The organism is Ralstonia sp. 22111, from assembly GCF_052045895.1.
Lineage (GTDB): Bacteria > Pseudomonadota > Gammaproteobacteria > Burkholderiales > Burkholderiaceae > Ralstonia > Ralstonia wenshanensis.
The window spans coordinates 1-20749 of the sequence record NZ_JBQEPR010000009.1; the positions used below are offsets into that span (position 1 = coordinate 1).

Annotated in this window: 21 protein-coding genes and 1 pseudogene; 9 read left to right on the forward strand and 13 right to left on the reverse strand. The window is 63.5% G+C overall.

Features of this window, described 5'->3' with window-relative positions; genetic code table 11:
• On the forward strand, positions 1-231 hold a 231-nt coding region (locus tag ACTJK4_RS20100), incomplete at its 5' end, for a hypothetical protein (protein WP_440818776.1).
• Between the two features lie 72 nt (positions 232-303).
• Here ACTJK4_RS20100 and ACTJK4_RS20105 read toward each other — a convergent pair.
• The 9 genes and pseudogenes from ACTJK4_RS20105 to ACTJK4_RS20145 form a co-directional block, all read right to left on the reverse strand.
• Complete coding sequence (locus ACTJK4_RS20105; RefSeq protein ID WP_316881783.1) at positions 304-621, reverse strand: hypothetical protein; 318 nt, start codon at positions 619-621, stop codon at positions 304-306.
• Positions 622-646: 25 nt separating this feature from the next.
• Complete coding sequence (locus tag ACTJK4_RS20110) at positions 647-1843, reverse strand: DUF6402 family protein (RefSeq protein WP_440818777.1); 1197 nt, start codon at positions 1841-1843, stop codon at positions 647-649.
• A 209-nt stretch (positions 1844-2052) separates the two neighbouring features.
• Positions 2053-3004: pseudogene (locus ACTJK4_RS20115) on the reverse strand (IS5 family transposase); the annotation flags it as partial.
• Positions 3005-3162: 158 nt separating this feature from the next.
• Positions 3163-4734 (reverse strand): SulP family inorganic anion transporter, encoded by a 1572-nt coding sequence (locus ACTJK4_RS20120; RefSeq protein ID WP_440818778.1) that lies wholly within the window; start codon positions 4732-4734, stop codon positions 3163-3165.
• A gap of 126 nt (positions 4735-4860) precedes the next feature.
• Positions 4861-5505 carry a carbonic anhydrase gene (locus tag ACTJK4_RS20125; RefSeq protein WP_440818779.1) on the reverse strand — a complete coding sequence of 215 codons (645 nt, stop codon included), beginning with the start codon at positions 5503-5505 and terminating at the stop codon, positions 4861-4863.
• A gap of 384 nt (positions 5506-5889) precedes the next feature.
• On the reverse strand, positions 5890-7926 hold the full coding sequence (locus ACTJK4_RS20130) for a transglutaminase TgpA family protein (RefSeq protein WP_440818780.1): 2037 nt from the start codon (positions 7924-7926) through the stop codon (positions 5890-5892).
• The gene (locus ACTJK4_RS20135) at positions 7923-8999 is read right to left on the reverse strand and encodes a DUF58 domain-containing protein (protein ID WP_440818781.1); all 1077 of its coding nucleotides are present in this window, start codon (positions 8997-8999) and stop codon (positions 7923-7925) included. The genes ACTJK4_RS20130 and ACTJK4_RS20135 overlap by 4 nt, the downstream gene beginning before the upstream one ends.
• A gap of 12 nt (positions 9000-9011) precedes the next feature.
• The gene (locus ACTJK4_RS20140) at positions 9012-9974 is read right to left on the reverse strand and encodes an AAA family ATPase (RefSeq protein ID WP_232038714.1); all 963 of its coding nucleotides are present in this window, start codon (positions 9972-9974) and stop codon (positions 9012-9014) included.
• Between the two features lie 93 nt (positions 9975-10067).
• Positions 10068-10730, reverse strand: coding sequence for a TetR/AcrR family transcriptional regulator (locus ACTJK4_RS20145; protein ID WP_232038715.1), 663 nt, complete (start codon positions 10728-10730; stop codon positions 10068-10070).
• Positions 10731-10911: 181 nt separating this feature from the next.
• Between ACTJK4_RS20145 and ACTJK4_RS20150 the strand changes: the two genes are divergently transcribed.
• Positions 10912-12210: an MFS transporter gene (locus ACTJK4_RS20150; RefSeq protein ID WP_260801199.1), complete on the forward strand. Its 1299-nt coding sequence runs from the start codon at positions 10912-10914 to the stop codon at positions 12208-12210.
• Here ACTJK4_RS20150 and modA read toward each other — a convergent pair whose 3' ends face one another.
• Positions 12211-12984, reverse strand: a complete 774-nt coding sequence (gene modA / locus ACTJK4_RS20155; RefSeq protein ID WP_440077598.1) for a molybdate ABC transporter substrate-binding protein — start codon at positions 12982-12984, stop codon at positions 12211-12213. It lies immediately after the preceding gene.
• Positions 12985-13369: 385 nt separating this feature from the next.
• Between modA and ACTJK4_RS20160 the strand changes: the two genes are divergently transcribed.
• The 4 genes from ACTJK4_RS20160 to ACTJK4_RS20175 all read left to right on the forward strand — a co-directional run bounded on the left by ACTJK4_RS20160 (position 13370) and on the right by ACTJK4_RS20175 (position 15460).
• Complete coding sequence (locus ACTJK4_RS20160; protein WP_440077599.1) at positions 13370-14092, forward strand: hypothetical protein; 723 nt, start codon at positions 13370-13372, stop codon at positions 14090-14092.
• Positions 14093-14608, forward strand: coding sequence for a GTP-binding protein (locus ACTJK4_RS20165; RefSeq protein ID WP_232038719.1), 516 nt, complete (start codon positions 14093-14095; stop codon positions 14606-14608).
• Positions 14605-15033 (forward strand): roadblock/LC7 domain-containing protein, encoded by a 429-nt coding sequence (locus ACTJK4_RS20170; RefSeq protein WP_440077600.1) that lies wholly within the window; start codon positions 14605-14607, stop codon positions 15031-15033. Before ACTJK4_RS20165 ends, ACTJK4_RS20170 begins: the two co-directional genes overlap by 4 nt.
• A gap of 67 nt (positions 15034-15100) precedes the next feature.
• Entirely contained in the window at positions 15101-15460 is a 360-nt protein-coding gene (locus tag ACTJK4_RS20175) for a hypothetical protein (protein ID WP_232038721.1), read from the forward strand.
• 27 nt (positions 15461-15487) lie between these two features.
• On the opposite strand, the gene ACTJK4_RS20180 is transcribed toward ACTJK4_RS20175, so the two are convergent.
• From ACTJK4_RS20180 to ACTJK4_RS20190, 3 genes are all read right to left on the reverse strand, one after another.
• Positions 15488-16363 (reverse strand): LysR family transcriptional regulator, encoded by an 876-nt coding sequence (locus tag ACTJK4_RS20180; protein ID WP_440077601.1) that lies wholly within the window; start codon positions 16361-16363, stop codon positions 15488-15490.
• A gap of 50 nt (positions 16364-16413) precedes the next feature.
• Positions 16414-16848: a VOC family protein gene (locus tag ACTJK4_RS20185; protein WP_440077602.1), complete on the reverse strand. Its 435-nt coding sequence runs from the start codon at positions 16846-16848 to the stop codon at positions 16414-16416.
• A 242-nt stretch (positions 16849-17090) separates the two neighbouring features.
• Entirely contained in the window at positions 17091-17669 is a 579-nt protein-coding gene (locus ACTJK4_RS20190; RefSeq protein WP_232038724.1) for a GNAT family N-acetyltransferase, read from the reverse strand.
• Between the two features lie 134 nt (positions 17670-17803).
• Between ACTJK4_RS20190 and ACTJK4_RS20195 the strand changes: the two genes are divergently transcribed.
• The 3 genes from ACTJK4_RS20195 to ACTJK4_RS20205 all read left to right on the forward strand — a co-directional run bounded on the left by ACTJK4_RS20195 (position 17804) and on the right by ACTJK4_RS20205 (position 20681).
• Positions 17804-18346: a winged helix-turn-helix transcriptional regulator gene (locus tag ACTJK4_RS20195; protein ID WP_260801192.1), complete on the forward strand. Its 543-nt coding sequence runs from the start codon at positions 17804-17806 to the stop codon at positions 18344-18346.
• A gap of 171 nt (positions 18347-18517) precedes the next feature.
• On the forward strand, positions 18518-19354 hold the full coding sequence (locus ACTJK4_RS20200; protein ID WP_440077603.1) for a GntR family transcriptional regulator: 837 nt from the start codon (positions 18518-18520) through the stop codon (positions 19352-19354).
• 100 nt (positions 19355-19454) lie between these two features.
• Positions 19455-20681 carry an MFS transporter gene (locus ACTJK4_RS20205; protein WP_322018112.1) on the forward strand — a complete coding sequence of 409 codons (1227 nt, stop codon included), beginning with the start codon at positions 19455-19457 and terminating at the stop codon, positions 20679-20681.
• Positions 20682-20749: the final 68 nt, after the last annotated feature.

Below are 20749 nucleotides of genomic sequence, written 5' to 3' on the forward strand. Positions count from 1 at the left end.
TGTTTACAGCTCTATCTGTCCGCACCGTTGTGCGTAAACATCAGCTCGCCGCGTGGCGGGCGGATTTATGCAACAACGCCTAGCGAATCGGACATATTCCCTAATTCGTCCACCAAATCCATGACGGCACCGATATTGCTTTGCTCGCTCTGTGCGTCCATTTCTTCTTCAATTTCCCATATCGTCCTCATTGCATTCCCCTTTCGTTATTATGTGGATTATATTGAATAAGGGAGGTGAGGCCAATTAATTGGATTAAAAACAAAATAAAAGCGCCACGAAAATTGATTGATTTAAAGCAAACTAATGGTAGTGAGGTGTAGAAAAAATTACATAAAGCTGCGCTGATACCATGCAAATGCGAACAAGAAACGATCCAGCAAGCATCAATTTTCCGCCTTGAGAATTAGCGTCTCTGCATTGAATAAGGGCGACCAAAAGAAACAATATCCACAAAATACTAGAAAAAATAATAAATACCAAGGCTATGGAAAAAAAAGCCACTCCACTAGGAACAATGCCAGTCCCCTCAACATAACTGTTCCGGGTGATAGCCAATTCATTAATCGCAATTAATATAAAAGCCTCCGCAATTGCCGCAACAAATGCGACCTTTGCCACTCCTATTCTTTGACGCATATGCTGATCACTCTATGTTAAATTCAATGACCATGGGTCCAGCCAATGGAATGCTTCGCCTATCGGAGTAGATAATAAAATCCCCGCCTTGACCGTGTTTGAGTTGCCAATTTCGATAATCTTTGTTTCGAATGGGGTAGTAGACGTTCTTCTCTGAAATGTAGGCATTTCTCGTTACCGTATACCAAAGAATATCAGATTTTGTTATTTCTCCTGCAATGGTTCCTGCTGGGATAATGATAAACCCCGTCTTGTTCCAATGGCCAAGGTACTGCGTACCCCATTCATCAGAGCGGTCATGGAAGGTGAAAACGTCCCGTGCGTATATAGATACCCCATAAATTTCCAGGCGAGCCCGACCATTGCTGTAGACCATGTATGAGTAGCTATCAATGGCAGCGTCAAATGTGAATGCTCCAAGCGCCCCATACAAATCATCCATCCAAATGCCATTCGGCACAGCCACGCCCCGCATGAACATTTTTAGTTTGCTATAAAAGTCGGAGTCAACAGAGACAAGCTGAAACTGGAAGTTTTTATGATATTCGTGAATATTTCCATCACATAACTTCCATGTGCTCAAGCACCGACTGGTGGGTCTAAGTCTCTTAAATTTTCTCGCCAATACATCCCTGGAGCGAGCCGTGAACAGCACATCCTTTCTGGAAAGATATTCAAACGCCTCTTTTGCTCTTGGAAAACGAAATAGCCAGTCCAATTTAATGATGGTAGTGTCAATCATGCTGGGCGGAAATGGCTTGCCGTCCTGATTGATACCGTCTCGTGCACCGTCGTCGGTATTTGCATAGTTCAGTGCCCCAGCAAACCACCTGCGTTGTAGCTTAGCCGATACGGGCCAGCCAATCCGGTCCATTACGTCTGGAATGTCTTGCAGGTCAAACGGCTTAACCCTCGGTTTCCTTGTCGCAGGAGCTATTGTCGGGGCTGGCTTGGGTTGTGGGGGCGGGGGAGGCGGTGGCCGAGTTAATATCCATTCTCGCAGCTCCACAGACAACCCTCTGAACGGTTTCGTATCTTGTTGAGACTTGGGCGGAGGCAGTTCAAGATAACTCAGCTTTGGAGGGGATTTTTCCATTGACAGGCTGAACTCATTTCCGTCGATGGCAGTGCAAGTATCTTCTGACGTTTTCCATAGTGGGCGAATGAGTCCTTTCTCCAGAAAGGGAAACTCGTAGCTGCTCATTCCACTTTACCTCTCGGTTGATTGCTTGGGGCGTATACGCATACCACAGCTTGGCCAAGCAGATTTTCAACGATTATGTCGGGCACTTGACATTTGCCACAAAAAAGGCACCCGAAGGTGCCTTTGCGCGAATTGCGTTTATCAGTACGAATGGCGTTGTTGCATAAATCGAATTTGAAGGCGGAGCTCTCCCTGTGAGGCATAATTCGGGCGACGCGGACGGACTGCGGGCGAGCGAGCGCGGTCATGCGGTTGGGCACGCCTGCGCGGATGGCCACCTCCGTTGCCTGGGAGCCAACAATGCGCGCCCACAGGGAATGACCCGTGAGCGTCTTGAGCCGATACATCAGGTTCTCGACCAGCGAGCGGCGGTGATAGCCGCTGGCCTTTTTCCATTCGCGTCTGCTGCTCGTTGCGATGGCGCCGATGGCCGCATTGCGCCATGCCGCGCCGGGTGCAGCGTCAGGCCACGGCATCGCGCTCTCGCGCGGTGGAATCGAGGGTCGCGCCTCTGCGGCTGCAATCGCCGCATGACACGACTTGGTGTCGTAAGCGCCGTCACCGCCAACGACGTCCATGGACGTGCCAGGCGGCAACTGGTCGAACAAGTCAGGCAACACGTCGGCGTCGCCGACATCCTGATGCGTCATCAATGCGGCGCATATCTGACCGCTCTTGGCATCCATCGCCAGATGAACGTTGCGCCAAGTGCGGCGCTTGGAATAACCGTGCTTGCGCACTTTCCATTCGCCTTCACCAAACACCTTCAGGCCGGTGCTGTCGACCACCAGGTGCATAGGCTCGCCGGTGCGCAGCGCAGGCAGGATGACCGCCAAGTCCTGCGCGCGCCTGCTCAAGATCGTGTAGTTCGGCACAGGAAGGTCTGCGAAGGCAAGCTTGCGCAAGCTCATGGCGAAACCTTGCAGCGCGCGCAGCGGCAGGCGGAACACCTGCTTGAGGCCAAGCAGCATCTGGATAACAGCATCCGGATAGACGCACGGGCGACCGCGCCTGGACATGCCCACGTCGGACGACGCCAACACGCTTTGTTCAATCCACTTCGTGACGTCTCCCCTGGCAATCAGGCCAGCGTTGTACGCCGCCCAGTTCTTGACGCGATATGCCCTTGGGCTCGCCTCGCTCCTGTGTGTCCCTGTGCATCTTCCCGGCAAAAGTCGAGAATCTACGCAGCCAGCCGCATTGTTTACAGCTCTATCTGTCCGCACCGTTGTGCGTAAACATCAGCTCGCCGCGTGGCGGGCGGATTTATGCAACAACGCCCTCCAAATTACTCAAATTGAGTTAAATCCAGGCCCACGTTATCGGGCAGCCGTTCGCACAAATGGCAGGCGCGGCATGCGAAGCCCAGGAGCACGCTGTGGCACGGTCGCATCAAAGTGATGGCGCTCGATCACGATGCCGCGTGCCGGCGCTGCCTCGATGAAGTGCTCGACCATCTCGCGCACGTCGGGGTCGATGTAATCCGCGCGGGCACCGTCGACGATGAGCGTGGCGTGATCCGGCACTTGCGCCAGATAGCGCTTGAGCGGCACCTTGCCCATGAAGGACACATCCTTGCGGAACGAGAGCAGGAAGTGGTCGTGATGGCGCGCCATGACAATCGTGCGGCGCAGGTTGGCGCGAATCGCCAGCGCGATGCTCAGCGCAATGCCGATCACGATGCCGATCAGCAAGTCCGTCAGCAGCACGCCGACGATGGTTGCAATGAACGGTGCAAAGCGGTCCCACCCCTGCCGCGCCACCGCCACGAACAGCGACGGCTTGGCCAGCTTGTAGCCGGTGAAGATCAGGATGGTGGCCAGGCACGCCAGCGGAATCAGATTGACGATGGCGGTGAGCGCAAACACGCTCGCCAGCAGCAGCACGCCATGCACGACCGCCGACCAGCGGCTCTGCGCGCCGGCGTGCACGTTGGCCGAACTGCGAACGATGACGGACGTGATGGGCAACCCGCCCAGCAGGCCCGCCACCATGTTGCCCACGCCTTGCGCCTTCAGCTCGCGATCCGGCGATGCGGCACGTTTCTTTGGGTCGATCTGCTCAACCGCCTCCAGGCACAGCAGCGTCTCGAGGCTGGCCACGATGGCCAATGCCATGGCTACGCGCCAGACATCGGGATTGCCCAGTGCACCGAGCGTGGGCGACTCAAGCGCATCGAGAAACGCCCCAAACGACGCCAGCGACGGTAGATCGACACGATGCTCGGCCGGTACTGCAATGCCCGGCGCCACCACCTCCAGGAGCAACGTCACGCCAATGCCGAGTGCCACCACAACCAGCGGTGAAGGCAGTGCGCGGACCAACGTGAAACGGCGCAGCATCGGCGTGTCCCAACCGATGAGCACGGCGGCTGACAACAGCGACACCAGCAACGCCGGCAACGAGACCGAGCCCCACGGCGTGGCGATCATGCCCGCGCCCACGACGCCTGCAGCGCCGTCCTCGCCTGCCAGCCCGAACGCCAGCGGCATCTGCTTGATGATCAGCAGCAGCCCGATCGCCGCGAGCATGCCCTTGATGACCGACGACGGCACATACGCCGCAAAGCGCCCAGCGCGCAGCATGCCGAACACAAACTGCAGCGCGCCCGCCAGCGCCACAGCCACCAGAAACGCCGAGAAGCCGCCCAGCTTGGCAATGCCATCCACCACGATCACGACGAGGCCGGCAGCCGGCCCGCTCACGCTCAATTGCGAGCCGCTGAGCAGCGCCACGACCATGCCGCCGATCATGCCGGAGAGCAGCCCGGCAAGCGGGTCAACACCCGATGCATTGGCAATACCCAGGCACAGCGGCAGGGCGACAAAAAACACGATGAGCCCGGCGAGCATGTCGCGCGGGAAGAAAGCCGGTGAGGTTGGTGTCTGCATGGTTGTGGGAGTTGTAGGAACTGCGCACGCGCAAACGCCTGCCTGCGGGCGGGGGCACCGCCGGCATGCGTGAGGAGAGAAAACGTCGGGAACGGGCGACAGCCGCGAAAGCCACCGCCGATCGGGTTAAGCGATGGCCTCGGCGGGCATCAGGATGTCACCACGGGTGGCGTGTTCCGCATCGGGATCGCCCGACGCCAGCACGCGGATATGCCCATCGGCCAGGCCGAAGATCCAGCCATGTATGCGCGGCGGGCGTTCCGCCTCGCGCACGATGGGGCTCTCGCGCAGGCAGCGCACCTGTTCGAGTACGTTGAGTTCAGCCAGGCGGTTGACGCGCGCGTCCAGATCGGGCACGGCATCGAGTTCTGCACGGTGGTGACCTGCCAGCGCGCACAGCGGCGCAATGCGGCGCGCCACGTGTGGCAATCCGTCGGGCGGCGGCAGCAGCGATGCACGGACGCCGCCGCAGCCATCATGCCCGCACACGATCACGTGCGCGACCTTGAGCACGCGCACCGCATATTCCAGCACGCTCATTGTGTTGTCGTCCGCCGGGCAAACAAGATTGGCGATATTGCGGTGGACGAATAAATCGCCCGGGTTGGAATGGGTAATGGTTTCAGCCGGCACACGGCTATCCGCACACCCAATCCATAACACCTGGGGTTGTTGGCCTTGGGCCAAACGCGAAAAGAATTCGGGGTCGCGCGCGGCTGTTTCGTGCGCCCACGCGACATTCTCGACAAGCATGCGTTTCGGTCGATGCATTGGTATGGCTCCTGCGGAATCTGCGAAACCGCTGCTGCCCGGAAACCCAGCTGGGCTGGTGTTCTCGTCAAACGTTGCAGTGCAGCGGAAGCGGTACGAAAACCATCGTATGAGAAAGGTTCCCGCTGTGCCAGTGAGGGTATCGACGCCTAATCCAATCGAATATGCACCGATAATGCGCATGCCCTGCGCGACTGTGTCGCACCGATTATCTGCAATCGGGAAACTGCGTGCAGTTATTGCACTGCCCGAGTTATCTATCCGAAATATTTAATCCCTGGATCGGAAAATATTCCATCACAGGTGAATGACCAGCGCGCTGGATCAACCGAGCGGGTGCCCGCATTTGGGGCACATCTTCTAAGCCGATCAACAGCTTGCGCGTTAGCCCAGACGAACTTGCGCAACGGCTTCGCGCCATTGCGTGAACCGCCGGGCACGCGCTTGCGCATCGCCATCGTCACGCCCATAGCGTAGGGCGACATAGCCGGCCGCGGCATCGCGCAACGCCTGTGCCGCTTGTGGAAACTGCGTGGCAGCGCGCTCGGCATAGACCATCGGGCCTTCGGCAACGCCACGCGTGCAACCATGCCGCGCCAGCCTGTCACACAAGCGCTGCCACTGGGCTTGCACCGGGTCAGGCTTGGGCTTGCGCTGCTGCCACAAAAGCGGCAGCGCCGCGAGCAGGAAGAGGCCCGACACGCCCCACAGCACCGCGCGGGGGTCCGCCGCATCGAGCCCCAGCCACGCAAACAGGCGCGCCTGGCGATTGCGGTCGTAGCCGAGTACCCAACTGTTCCAGCCGCTGATGAGGCCATCCAGCCCCCAGCGCACGCTGCGCAGCCAGCCCGGCTCTTCCGCACGGCGCGAGCGGAATTCACTCGCCGGCACGGCGGCGGCCAAGCCGCGTTCAACGCGTTGCGGTGCAACGGCGGCGGTCGGGTCCACACGCACCCAGCCGCGTCCGTCGAGCCACACCTCAGCCCAAGCATGTGCATCGGACTGGCGCACGATGATGTCACCGCTCATGGCGTTCACCTCGCCCCCGAGGTAACCGACCACCACACGCGCCGGCACGCCCGCCGCGCGCATCAGAAAGACGAAGCTGCCCGCGTAGTGCTCGCAGAAACCACGGTGCGTGCGGAAGAGGAAATCGTCGATCTGCTGATCATGCAGCGGCTCCGGTTCAAGCGTGTAGGCAAACGGTGCGCGGCCGAATAGCTTGAGGGCTGCCGATACGCGCTCGGCCGGCGGCAGCGGTGCCCACTGCGCTGCCAACGCACGCGCTTGTGGATTGCCCGGGGGCAAAGCCAGCGCCATCTGCTGCGTGAGCGGGTCGAGGGCACCCGCGTCATCCGTGCGATTGCGCCCGGGCAACCACGACCGCGCGTGATAGCGCACGCGCTGGTCGAGCAGTTGCGTGCTGAGGAACTCGCCGTCGATGCTGCGGCCGGTGCCGTCGCGCGCCTCGATCGACTGGCCACGATCGAGCGCAAACAGCCAGCGCTGGCGCGTCGGTTCCAGCGTGATGTTGTAGTCGAACACACCCGGCGCGCCGCTGATTGCGTCCGCAGAATTGGGTACGCTTTCCGGTGCGGGACGTTGCCGCATCGATGCAGCCGTCCATGTCTGGCCATCGAAACGCCACAGCACCATGCCGCGCCAGTAGAGCGTGTCGAGCGGTGGCGGCGCGCCGACAAAGTCAACGCGGAAGGCAAGATCGTCGGACAGGATCAACTGGCCGACAGAGCCGGGCGCCATGCGATCAGACAGGCCACTGACTGCGGTGTCGGCTGTTTGCGGCAGGCGCCACAGCGGATGATCCAGCCGCGGAAACAACAGGAACAGCACTGCCGCGCACGGCAAACCCATGAGCACCAGGCGCGCAAGCACACGCGCAGGCGACACGCGCGCGCGCGCCTGCGGATGCAGCAGCAACAGCCAGTTGCGCAACAGCAGCGCCACGGTCGCCAGCATGGTGGCGGCCAGCCAGGGCGGCTGGTCAAACAGCACCTGCGAGAGCAGCAGGAAGCAGCACAGCTGCGTGACGAGCACGCCGTTGCGCACGGTGTGCGATTCCATCAGCTTGAGCACGAGAAACGCGCCAAGCAGCGCCACCGACAAGTCCCGGCCGATGTTTCCGCCGGTGCGCATGGCGAGTGCCAGTGTTACGACAAGCGTGGCCACGCCCGTCAGCCCCAGCACCCACTTGCCCGGCAATGGCGCGCCCCGCACCCACAGCAGCGCGCGCCAGAGCAGCAGCACGCCGAACACCGCACACGTGACGAGCGGCAGCGCACGCAGCAGCGGCGCGAGCACGACGGCAAGCTGCGCAATCAGCCAGCCATGTTCGCGATGGGTCAGCGCGCGGGCGGAGCCGAAGGCGGCCGCTTCGGTGCCGATGGTGGCGGTCGTCGTCATGCGGTTTCGCCTTCCGGCATCGCAGGCTTGCCCCACAACGCCAACGCCCGTAAACATGCATCCCGATGCGCGGCACCTCTCGCCGGACCAATGACAACGCCCGGCAGGCTCAGCGTGTATTCGGGCTCATCACCGGCGGGCGCGTTCTCGGCGGCCAGCACCCAGGCGCACAGCCGCGACAGGCGTTGCTCCACGTTCATCGAGGGCGGCAATGCTTCCCACGCAAGCACGCATTGCGCGTGACGGACTTGCTGGCCGGTGCGGCTCATCCATGTGTCGAGCCGCGCGCTGTGTTTCCAGGCAATGCTGCGCAGTGCGTCGCCGGGGCGGTATGTGCGCAGTTGGTCTGCGGCTTCTTCGACATGGGTGCGCGCGGCGCGCGTGTCGTCTTCGTCGCCAGGGTCGGGCGCAAAGCTCGCGGGCAGCGGTGGCGCGGACGGTTCGGGCGCGGGATAGACGAGCACGGTCAGCGGCGCATCGGCATAACTCCACGCGCGAAACAGGCCAAGCGGAAAACGCGTCGACACCGTCAGGCGCGGCAACTTGAACCAGCCGCGCGGCTGATCGGCGAAAGACAACGCGGCCACCACGGCGTCCTGCGCGTCGAGCGACGTTTCCACCGCGGCGGCTTGCGCGGCGCTCACGTCCACCCCCACACGCGCCCATGGCGTGACATTGGCCAATGCCACGCCCACATTCAACGCATGCCCGGCAAACACGGCATCGCCCGCCGCGCCGCGCACTTCCAGATCAACGAGGTTGCGATGGGTCTGCCACATGGCCGACGCCGCCACGCCAGCCAGCACGAACGTCAGTAGGAAGCCCAGGCTCACGTTGTAGTTGAGCGAGGTGAGCAGCATCACCACCAGCAGCAGCGCAAAGCCGCCGCCGGCCGCTGTGGGAAGGATGTAGACGTGATTGCGGTCCAGCCGGATGCGGCCTTCGCGCGGCTTGCGCGGTCGCTGCAGAAAGCGTTGCACGCGTGCCCGCACAAACCGTATGCCGGGCAGCATCGCCAGGCCCGTACCGAGCAGACGCAACGGCGCGAGCAGCAGGGATCGCAATCGCGCCATGGCGCTGCCTACTTAGGGAATGGCAACCGTATCGAGCAGCCGCTGCGCCAGTGCGGTTGCCGACAGCGTGCCGCCCGTGGGCAGCAACCGGTGCGCCGCCACAGCCTTGAATACGGCTTGCACGTCTTCGGGCAGCACGGCATCGCGGTCATCAATGAGCGCCCAGGCACGCGCAGCCGCCAGCAACGCCAGCCCGGCGCGCGGCGACAGGCCCATCTGCACCTGTGCATCGGTGCGCGTGGCATTCACCAGTGCGAGCACGTAGTCGACCAGCGCCGGTGCCACGTGCACGGCATCGGCAGCCGTCTGCAAGGCGATGACCTGCGCGGCGCTCAACACCGGCTCGATGTCTTGCGGCGCACCGCCGCCGAGGTACAGCGCACGTTCGGAACTTTGATCGGGATAACCCAGCGACAGCCGCATCGTGAAGCGATCCAGTTGGGATTCCGGCAGCGGATGCGTGCCGATCTGGTTCAGCGGGTTTTGCGTAGCAATCACGAAGAACGGCTCGGGCAACGGATACGTCGCCCCGTCATGCGTGACCTGCCCTTCGGCCATCGCTTCGAGTAGCGCGCTTTGCGCCTTGGGCGTGGCGCGGTTGATTTCATCGGCCAGCACCACCTGCGCGAACAGCGGCCCCGGGTGGAATTCGAATGCGCCCTTCTCTTTCACGTAGATCGACACGCCGATCAGGTCGGTGGGCAGCAGATCGCTCGTGAACTGCACGCGCTGATATTGCAGGCCAAGCGTGCGGGCCAGCGCATGCGCCAGCGTGGTCTTGCCCACACCGGGTAGGTCTTCCAGCAGCAGATGCCCGCGTGCGAGCAGACACGCCAGCGCCAGACGAATCTGCAGCGGCTTGCCGAGCACGATGCGATCGAGCGCGCGTTGCGCCTGCGACAGCGCAGCCGGCAACGTGAGCGGCGTGGCGGGTGTCGTACGAACGGGAGACAGCGGGGCTTGGTTGGGCGTCATCAAGGTGCAGCCGAAGCAACAATGCCAGCGAGTGTAGCGGCATCCCACGACACCCGCGCGCCCATGTCTTGTCTGCGTGAGCGCGCTACAACATCAGTCCGGTTTGCGCGCTGGGATAGCCGCATCGAGCAACACGCGTGCCGTGCGCGGCAGGCTCTTGATCAGGCGCGGCGCATCGGTGCCGAAGGTCTGGCTGGCGGTATAGGCGCCTTCGATGAGGAAAGCCAGGTCATCGGCCAGCGCATCGGGATCGGCCGCCCCGGCGGCCTGGGCGCGATCACGCAGGCGAGCGAGCAGCAGCGCCTTGTTGCGCTGGACAAACTGCCGCGCCGGATGCGTCAGGTCCGGAAACTCCGCCGCCACATTCACGAACGGGCAGCCCCGGTAGCCGGGGCGTGAGGCGCGTTCGGAGACATCGATGAAGAACTGCAGCAGTTGCGCGCGCGCGTCGGCCGGGTGCTTGGCCATGCTGGCGTTGAAGTAGCCCCAGAAGCTCTCGTCGCTGCGCTCCAGGTAGGCGATGACGAGATCGTCCTTCGACTTGAACTGGCGATAGAGGCTCATCTTGTTGACGCCGGCCTTCTCCACCACGGCTTCGACACCAACGGCCCGCACGCCTTCGTAGTAAAACAGTTGACGAGCCGCTTCAAGCAGGCTGGCGTGCGCGTCTTCGCCGCTGATGCGACGCGGCGTCGGCTTGGGCTGATCAACGGTGGTGGAAAGTGCGCGAGGTCCGCGACGATTGAGCGTGGCCATGGTGATGCTCCTGCAAGCGCGGTGGGAGGCAAACCCCCAGCCACGCCGGTGTCATTCGAATGCAGCTTGACATGTTACCGATCGGTACCTACTATCGCAACCACGTTGTTACCGACCGGTAACGAATGCGATATTGTCGCCCCAACAAGAATCGAAAAAGCATCGAACAATCGGACGCCCCATGCAGCGACTTGCCCGCCTCATCGCCCCCCGTTTCCACTACAGCTGGCTTGCGCTCGCGGTGGTGTTCCTGATCCTGCTGTGCGCGGCCGGCACACGCGCCACGCCCAGCGTCATGATGCTGCCGCTCGAACACGAATTCGGCTGGAGCCGCAGCACGATCTCACTGGCCATCTCCATCGGTATTGCGCTGTACGGCCTGACGGGGCCCTTTGCGGCGGCATCGATGCAGTATTTCGGCATCCGCCCGACGGTGCTGGGTGCGCTGGCGGTGCTGGTGTCGGGCACGGCACTCTCGGCGATGATGCATGAGCCGTGGCAGATGGTGCTGCTGTGGGGCGTGATGGTCGGCGGCGGCACGGGCGTGGCGGCCATCACACTGGGCGCGACGGTGGTCAACCGCTGGTTCACTTCGCATCGCGGGCTGGCCATGGGCATCCTGACGGCCAGTTCGGCCACGGGCCAGCTCGTGTTCCTGCCGATGATGGCCGCGGTGGTCGAGAGCTACGGCTGGCGCCCGGTGGTGCTGATCGTGGCCGGCGCGCTGGCGCTGCTGTTGCCGGTCGTGTGGCTGCTGCTGCCGGAATCGCCCAAGAGCGTCGGGCTGCGCACCTATGGCGAACCCGCCGATGCGCCGGAAGCCGCGCAAGGCCCGCGCGCCAACCCGATCACCCTGGCCATGCAGACGCTCGTGCAGGCGGCACGCAAGCGCGATTTCTGGCTGCTGTTTGCCAGCTTCTTCATTTGCGGTGCGAGCACCAACGGCTACATCGGCACGCACTTCATCGCCATGTGCGCAGACCACGGGTTCTCCGAAGTGAAGGGCGCGAGCCTGCTCGCCGCAATGGGGATTTTCGACTTGGTGGGCACCACGCTGTCGGGCTGGCTGTCCGACCGCTACAACAGCCGCGTGCTGCTGTTCTGGTACTACGGCCTGCGCGGGCTGTCGCTGATCTACCTGCCGTATGCGTTCGGCTTCGAGTTCTTCGGCCTGCCGGTGTTCGCCGTCTTCTACGGCCTGGATTGGATTGCCACCGTGCCGCCCACCGTGCGCCTGACCAACGATGTGTTCGGCAAGGCCGCCGCGCCCATCGTGTTCGGCTGGATCGTCGCGGGGCACCAGCTGGGCGCAGCATTCGCCACGCTGGGTGCGGGCATGATGCGCGCTTCGCTGGGCAACTACACGCTCGCTTCCATGATCTCGGGCGGGCTGTGCGTGGCGGGTGCCTTCCTGGTGCTGCGCATTCACCGCACGCCCAAGCAGGATGCCGAGCGCGCGGGTCAACCGGCTACCGCGTAATCAAGGTTTCAGAAAACCGTACCGGGCCAGCACCGACTGGCCCGCCGGCGACAGCACATACGCCACAAAGTCGGCCGCCGGCTGCGGCTGCTTCGTGCCGGATGTCACGGCGATCGGGTACGTGAGCGGCACATTCAGCGGCACGGGGCTCGCCACCTTCACCTTGTCGGCGGCGATGGCGGCATCGGTGGAAAACACCAGGCCGGCCTCGACCTCGCCGCGGGACACATAGTCCAGCGCCTGCCGCACGTTCTGCGCCAGCACCGCCTTGGCCTCTACCGGCTCCCACAGTTTGGCCGCTTCCAGCGCACGCTTGGCATAGCGGCCCACCGGCACCGACGCCGGATTGCCGATCGCCACACGCTTCACGTCGGGCCTCGTGAGATCGGTCAGGGCATGCACGGGCACCGTGCCTGCGGCCGGCACGATCAGCACGAGCTGGTTGGCGACAAAGTCGTGGCGCGTCTCAGCCTTGATGACTTTCTCGGCCACGGCCTTGTTCATCGCTTCCTGATCGGCAGAGGCAAACACGTCAGCGGGGGCACCCTTCACGATCTGCTGCATCAGCACGTCGGACGCGCCAAAGTTGAGCACGACCTTGGTGTCCGGATGCAGCACTTCGTACTGCTGCGCAATCGTCTTGAAGGCGTTGGTCAGGCTGGCGGCCGCTGAAACAACGAGGTCCGCCGCATGCGCGGGCGCTGCCAAGCCCAGCGACAACGCAGCGACCAGACCAATGGTGCGCACGTGCGCGCGCGGCAAGAAACGTTGCATGACAGACCCGGGAAAGTGGATGGATGACCGGCCGTAATATACGAGCCGATATAACGCCCGGTCAATGAGCCGCGGCGTATGTCCGGTATCACCGATGCCGGGCCTGTGTCTCGTCACTTCGCTCCCCTCCCGGACTGCTCAGCGATTCACAAGCAAAACTCAAGATTCCTCAGGCCCGCCCAAAGGCGCCGATGACGATGCTAGCCTCTCGCTCACCGATTGACGGGCGCCAGAACGGCGCCGGAATCGAGACACAAACAACAGCAGGCAGCGCACCAGTGGCTTGATCAAGCCCCGGCATGCATGCCGCATCTCCACGCAGAAGTACCGCGCAATGCGCCGGCCGTTCTCGTGGTTCGGGATATCTGAATTGGGGGGAACAGGCATGGAGCCGCTCGCACCGAGCCACGCGCGCGTGGATCATCGACGTGGCCGCATCTCATTGCAGCATCTTGATGAAGGTCTGCAGCGCCGGCTGCGCTCAGGCATCGGCGCGCTTGTCGGTCGCTCGCTCTATCAATGGGATGAAGTCCTGCCCGGCCAGGCCGATGTGGTGGTACTCGCTCCCGAGTCGGCCGATGCGGTCGCTGTAGCTCCCATCAAGATCTGGCTCGACGAGACACCACAATCCAGCCACGGCGACGACGCGTTCCACTTGCCACTCGGGTTCAGCCTGCCGGACCTCTGGGTGACGCTGGATCGCGTCGCGCTGCGTCTCATGGACAAACCCGCGCGTCCGAGCACCGCACCCGTCGAATCTCTCCCCACGCAAACAACTGAGGCCAGCCCCGAGCCGACCTACCGCCTGCTGCGCTGGGTCACGCTCGAGATGCATCTGCAGGCGCTGCGTTTCCGGCGGGCGATGGCAACCATGACCAATCGCGCGGTCAGCCTGCGTTGGCTGACGACGGACGGCGGACTCGAACAGGAAGAAGCCCGCCTGCTGCTGCGCACGCTAAACCGGCTTGGTGCCCTGCAGATCGACGTGCACCGCGATGCTCCCGTGGCAACCACGCCCGCAAACGCAAGTGTTTCGCACAGCCGCTTCTTCGACGTCGTCGGACGCTGGCTGCGGACGTCTCGCCATCAGCTACAGGGCCGACACTGAATGCATCGCATTGGTATTTTCGGCCCGATGGGCATCGGCAAGACAACAGCCATTCGCACGCTATGCGGTGAGGTGACCATCGATTGCGATGTGCCCAATCTTGATCGCCACGCGTCCGCCAAGGCCACCACAACCGTTGGCGTCGACTTCGGCGAGGTGGACCTGGGCAATGGCGAACTGCTGCAGGTGTACGGCAGCCCCGGGCAGGACCGTTTCGATTTCCTGCGGGATTGGCTCATCTCCGTCATCGCCGGCGCGATCGTCATGGTTGACGTCAACGCTCCCGACGTCGGCGAGCGTTGCATCCCGCTGCTGCGTCGCATCGCCTCCGAACCCACACAGCCATCCACGCTGGTGCTCGTGGCGCGGCCGGCCACGCCCGCCCAGGTCGATGCATTTTCCGCCCGGCTCAGCCAGGTGCTCGGGCGGGCCATTCCGGTGGTCATGGCCGATGTCCGCGAGCCGGCACAGATGCTCGATATCGTCGAAATCATGCTCTACACCCTGCAAACATGAACGCAGCAGTATCCCCCGTTCCAACCGAACTCACGCACGCCGCCACGGCGGTGCTGACGAGGTACGCCGATGCGCTACCCGACCTGTCCGCCGCGACGCTCTGTACGCTCGACGGCTTCACGATTGCCTCTGCGCTGGACCCAACGCGCTATAGCGCGGCACGCCTCTCGGCCATGACCAGCACGGTCATGTCGGTGGTGCGTGCGCTGGGGCGCGAGATGCAATTCAACACCTGCCACCGCATGGTGCTCGAAACCGACATGGGGACCATGGTGTTCCAGCCCGTGCGCCAGTCCGCGATCGTGCAGGTGTGCATGGCGAACCGGCACGATGCCGTGCTCGGGCGCGCCCTGTGGGAGGCCAAGCGCATCGCAGAAGAACTCGCTGCGCTGCCCGCCATGTCTTTGCTGCACCGACCCGCCTAGCCGCATTGGCCGTGGTCGCACTGATTTCATCGCCACAACCTACTCACACCATCGGGGGAGTCCAATCATGAGCAATCTCAACAGTTCCATTACCCATCTCGCCACCTTCGACGGTGCGATGTGCGCCATGCTGGTCGACAGCGCCAGCGGCATGATCCTCGCATCGGCAGGCGATGGCATCGATCTCGAACTCGCCGCAGCGGGCAATACCGAGGTGGTACGCGCCAAGCTCAAGACCATGCAGGCGCTCAAGCTCGACGACGTCATTGACGACATCCTGATTACGCTCAGCAAGCAGTACCACATCATTCGCCCCGTCGCGAGCAAGCCCGGGTTGTTCCTCTACGTCGTGCTCGACAAGAACAAATCGAACCTGGCGCTGGCGCGGCGCAAGGTTCAGGAAATCGAACAGAGCCTGAGCTTTTGATCGGTTGAGTGCCCGCGGCACACCGCATCACTGATGCGGACGCGCGGCTTCGTCAATGCAATCGGCAAGCCGCCCCGCAATGGGCTGGCGGCTGTGGCGTGGGCGCTCGATCAGGCCGATCTCGCGGTAGAAGGTGGCGTCGCCCAGGCTGATGGCACGTGTGCCGGACGGCCACCCGACTTGCGCGGCGGTCTGCGGGGCGAGTGCGACGCCCTGCCCGCGCGCCACGAGCTGCGTCATGCCTTGCAGCTCGTCGAGTTCGATCACGTCGTGCGTGGTGATGCGCTGGTCGCGCAGGAACTGGTCGACGCGGCGGCCGCCGAACGAGCGGCGGTCGTAGCGGATGAACGGTTGATGCGCGAGCAGCGCGCGCCAGTCGTCGCCGGGCACGCTGGCCGGCACCAGCAGCACGAAGGGTTCGGCCACCAGCGTGCGCCATTCCAGATCAGCCGGCACCGAAAACGGGGGCCGGATCAGCACGGCGAGGTCGATCTCGCCGGCATCCACCAAACCGAGCAGATCAAGCGAGACGCCCGGCACGATGCGTGCGCGGCAATGCGGAAATTCACTGCGGAACTGTACCAGCGCATCCACCAGGAACGACGTCTGCACCGAGGCAATCGCGCCGATGCGCACCAGGCCGCGCTGCTCGTTGCCGCCGGCCTGGTCGCCCAGACGGTCGTACAGCGTGACGATGTGCTCGGCCAACGCCAGCGCATCGCGCCCGGCGGCATTGAGCGTGGCCGAGCGCCCCGTGCGATCGAACAATTGAAAGCCGAGCGATTCTTCTAGCCGCTGGATCTGCGCGCTCACTGCCGACTGCGTCAGGCCGATGCGCTCGCCCGCGCCCGCAAAGGTGCCGTACCGAGCGACGGCGATGAAGGTCTTGAGTTCTCGAAGCATGAGGCGCGCGGATCAGAAGAGAAGCGCAAGGATACGCGCGCCGCGCCGCCTTACTTGGCAAACAGAGACGCCATGTTGGCAAACGCCTTCATCTCCATCGCATTGCCCGACGGGTCGAGGAAGAACATCGTGGCCTGCTCGCCCACTTCGCCCTTGAAGCGGATGTGCGGCTCGACGATGAACGCGATGCCGGCGGCGCGCAGCTTATCGGCGGCGGCTTCCCACTCGGGCATGGAAAGCACCACGCCGAAGTGGCGCACGGGCACGTTGTCGCCATCGACGGCGCTGGTCTTGCGGTGGCCGATTTCGTCGGGCGCGAGATGGGCGACGATCTGGTGGCCGTAGAAATTGAAATCCACCCAGTCCGGCGAGCTGCGGCCCTCCGGGCAACCGAGGATGCCGCCATAAAAGGCGCGCGCCGCGGCAATGTCGTGGACAGGAAAAGCCAGGTGAAACGGTGCAAGCACGGGGGTGACGTCGCTCATGGTGTGGGGCAAAGAGGGTAGCGATTGCATAAGGCAGCACCGGCACGCAGGTGGGGGGCACCCACGCACCAGGCCACGCAGAGGAGTCTATGCGCCTCCATTCATCCACAAAAGCGATGTTTTTTTGCCCTGAGCAACACTGAATTCGATGAATCAGCCAAAAAAGAAGCCGCCCAACGGCGGCGAAAGAGACACACGGTCAGCGCGCCTGCATGGGCGCAGGCACGCGAAACTGGGACGGTTCAGGCGAAAACGAATGGCGTCATGACGGCTTCGGCGGCCGCCAGCGGCAGGCGCACGGTGCAGACGGTGGCGTCGCCCGGCACATTGGCCACGCGGAAACCCGCATCGCGCGCGAGGCTGATCATGCGGCGGTTGATGGACAGCACTTCACCGAAGACCTCTCGCGCGCCGGACACCCGCGCAGCGCGGACCAGCGTGGCAAACAGGCGCCGGCCGACGCCCTTGCCCTGCCACGCATCGGCCACCAGCATGGCGAACTCGGCTACACCGTCTTCCACCACAAAGCGGCCGTCGGCGATGAGGTCTTCGCCGGTGCCGTCGGGGCGCGCCACGCTCACGACCAGCGCCATGTGGTTCACGTAGTCGATTTGTGTATAGGCGGCGAGCATCTCGTCGGTCAGGCGGCCACCGCCCACTAGAAAGCGCGCATAGCGGGACTCGGACGACAGCCCCTCGACCAGAGCGGCCTCAAGCGGGGCGTCTTGCGGCAGAATCGGGCGCACGGTGGCGATGGAGCCGTCGTGCATGGTCCAGCGGTCGATCCATTCGGCGGGGTAACGGTGGATGGTGTAAAGCATGGGGATCTCCTCACGCGATGGATCGTTGTTATTGGCCGCCAGCACGGGATCACCGCCTGGCTTTCTAATTTGAAGCTAGATTAGCAGAAACCCTGACTTTTGCAAGTAAAGTCAGAATTGACTATGCTTTTGCCATGAGAATTCCGGAACCCTTCCCCGTCCCAGCGGCGTCGGAGCTTGTGACGTCGATGGAACAGCCTTGCTCCATCGCGGCCGCCGTGTCGATCGTCGGCGAGAAATGGACGCTGCTTGTGCTGCGCGAGGCTTTTTCGGGCGTGACGCGGTTTGATGAATTTTTGCGCCGCACCGGGTGCTCGTCGGCGATCCTGTCGTCGCGGCTCAAGGCACTGGTGACGTACGGCATCCTGCGGCGCGTGCCATACCAGGAGCCGGGTGACCGCGTGCGCGACGCCTATCGGCTCACGCGGGCGGGCGTCGACCTGCTGCCCGCCATCGTCGCGCTGATGCAATGGGGCGACCGCTACCTCACGCCCGACGGCGAAGGCCCGATCCTGTTGCGCGACCGCGAAAGCGGCACGCCGATCCACGTGGCGCTGGTCAATGCGCTGGGCGAGCCGGTTGCGCCCAAGAACTCGATACGCGAGCGCAATCCCCGTTATGGGCAGGGGGAAAATCCCGCTGCAACGGCTGCGGATACGCCTCCGGCCAACGGGTAACACACAACTTTACAGGCCCGGAAAAACGCCCTATCGTCGCGAATGAAAGGGCAAACGGCCGCGTTCAACCCGGCTTTCCAACGCATCCCGCGCCTTCCCACCATCGGCTGATGGTTGCCCCTCCTGACTTCGCCCTCGACCTCGCTGCTCACGCCCGGAACCACGACTGCCATGCCTGATGCCGTGGTACCGCTCTACCACCAGATCTACGTCGTCCTGCGCCAACAGATTCTTGAGGGCCGGTTCAGTGACGGCCCGATGCCGGGCGAAATCGAGCTGGCCCGCCAGTTCGGCGCGTCGCGCGTCACGATGCGGCGCGTGTTCGACTACCTCGTCAAGGAAGGGCTGGTGCGCCGCCATCGCGGCATGGGCACGTTTGTCGTCAAACCCGATGACCCGGTGACGATGGGCGGCGGCGCCCAGACGCTGCTGCAGAACATCATCGACGTGGGCGAGCGCACCTCCGCCGTCGTCGTCGAATTTGAAGACGTGCTGGCCCCGCCCGACGAGGCCAAGTGCCTGGAAATCCCGCCCGGCACGCCGATCAAGAAACTCGTGCGCGTGCGCCACCTGGAAGACACGCCCATGGCGCTCATCACCACGTGGCTGCCGCTGGACGTGACGAGCAAGCTCACGCTGGACCGCCTGGCGAACCAGTCGCTGCTGCGGCTGATTGAGGGCTCGGGCGTGCGGATCGACCGGGCGTCGCAGGTGGTTTCCGCGCGATTGGCCGATGTGGCGACGGCGCAGTATCTGGATGTGTCGGTGGGCGCGCCGCTGCTTTCCGTCCAGCGCATCGTGCGCGAGATGAGCGGGCGACCCGTGCAACTGCTGCAGGGCCTTTACCGGCCCGACCGCTACGAATACCGCATGGAGCTGTCGCGCGTGGGCGAAGATCGCGCTCGTCTGTGGATCGACAACGCTGGCCACGACGTGCAGGGCGGCCATAGCGAAGACGTGGAAGAGACCCCCGCCGCAGCGCCCGCCCCCGCCGGACAGCGCGCCTGACACCACCATCAGCAAGGTTATTGGCCGTCAGCAGGCCCAGAGGAAAGTTGTTAGGATCGCCGCTTCGCTGCGATGCAGCAATCTCCTCCATGAGGTTCCCATGTCGACCTCGCCTGCGTCCCCAACGCCTGCCAATACCACCACCGCACCTGCCGCACCTGACACCCAAGGGCTGATCCGCCTGCTCACCGCCGGCGCGGGGATCAGCGTGGCGTGCATTTACCTGAACCACCCGCTACTGGGCCTGATCGGCCGCGACCTCGCCATCGCGCCGCAGGCCTTGGGCGTGCTGCCAACGCTTACGGCGGCGGGCTACGCCAGCGGCATCTTTTTCTTCGGCCCGCTGGGCGACCGCTACGATCGCCGCATCGTCATCCTGTGGAAGGCGGTGCTGCTCACGCTGGCGCTCATCGCCAGTTGCCTTGCGCCCAACCTGCCCCTGCTGGCAGCGGCAGGCTTTGCGGTGGGGCTGTCAGCCACCATGGCGCAGGACTTCGTGCCCAGCGCCGCCGCCATCAGCACGGACCACAACCGCAATCGCAACATCGGCACGGTGATGACGGGGCTGTTGATCGGCATCGTCAGCTCACGCGTGTTCAGCGGCATCGTGGCGGACCATTTCGGCTGGCGCGCGGCATTCGGCGTCTCAGCGGTGGCGATTGTCGGACTGGCGATTGCCGTACGGGCCGCGCACTTTGGTGTGGCGCCGCCCTCCGCCACCACGAGGCAGCCCTACCTCGTGTTGCTGCGCTCGCTCGGCACGCTGTTCGCCCAGCATCCGCGGCTGCGCGCGTCGGCCATCACGCAAGCGTTCATCGGCATTGCGTTCTCGGGCTTCTGGTCGACTGTGGCGTTACACCTGACGGGTACGCTCGGGCTCTCGACCGGGCAAGCAGGGCTGCTTGGCTTTGCCGGTGCCGCAGGCGCACTGGGCGCGAGCATTGCCGGGCGATTGTCGGGCCGCGTTGCGCCCGGCCACATCGCAGCGGGTGGCGCGTTGCTCATGGCAGTGACGTTTGCCGCGATGGCGCTGTTCCCGCAATCGCTGATCGCCATCGTGATCGGCACGCTCATCTTTGACGTGGGCGTGCAGGCGGCACTGGTCTCGCACCAGACCATCATTTATGCATTGGCACCCGAAGCGCGCAGCCGCATCAACGCGGTGTTCATGACGGCGCTGTTCATCGGCATGTCGGTGGGCGCGTATGGCGCGAGCCTGGCGTGGACGAGCGCGCGCTGGACGGGACTGATGACGTTCTGTACGGCGGCGGCCCTGGTGGCGCTCGGGCTGCGTGCAGTGTTCAACGTGCGGCAGGGGGCCCGTTGACAAGCCCGCTCGGCATTGTGGTTGTGACCATTTGTGAACTATAGTTTACAGGTTGAAGTGCGACCCTT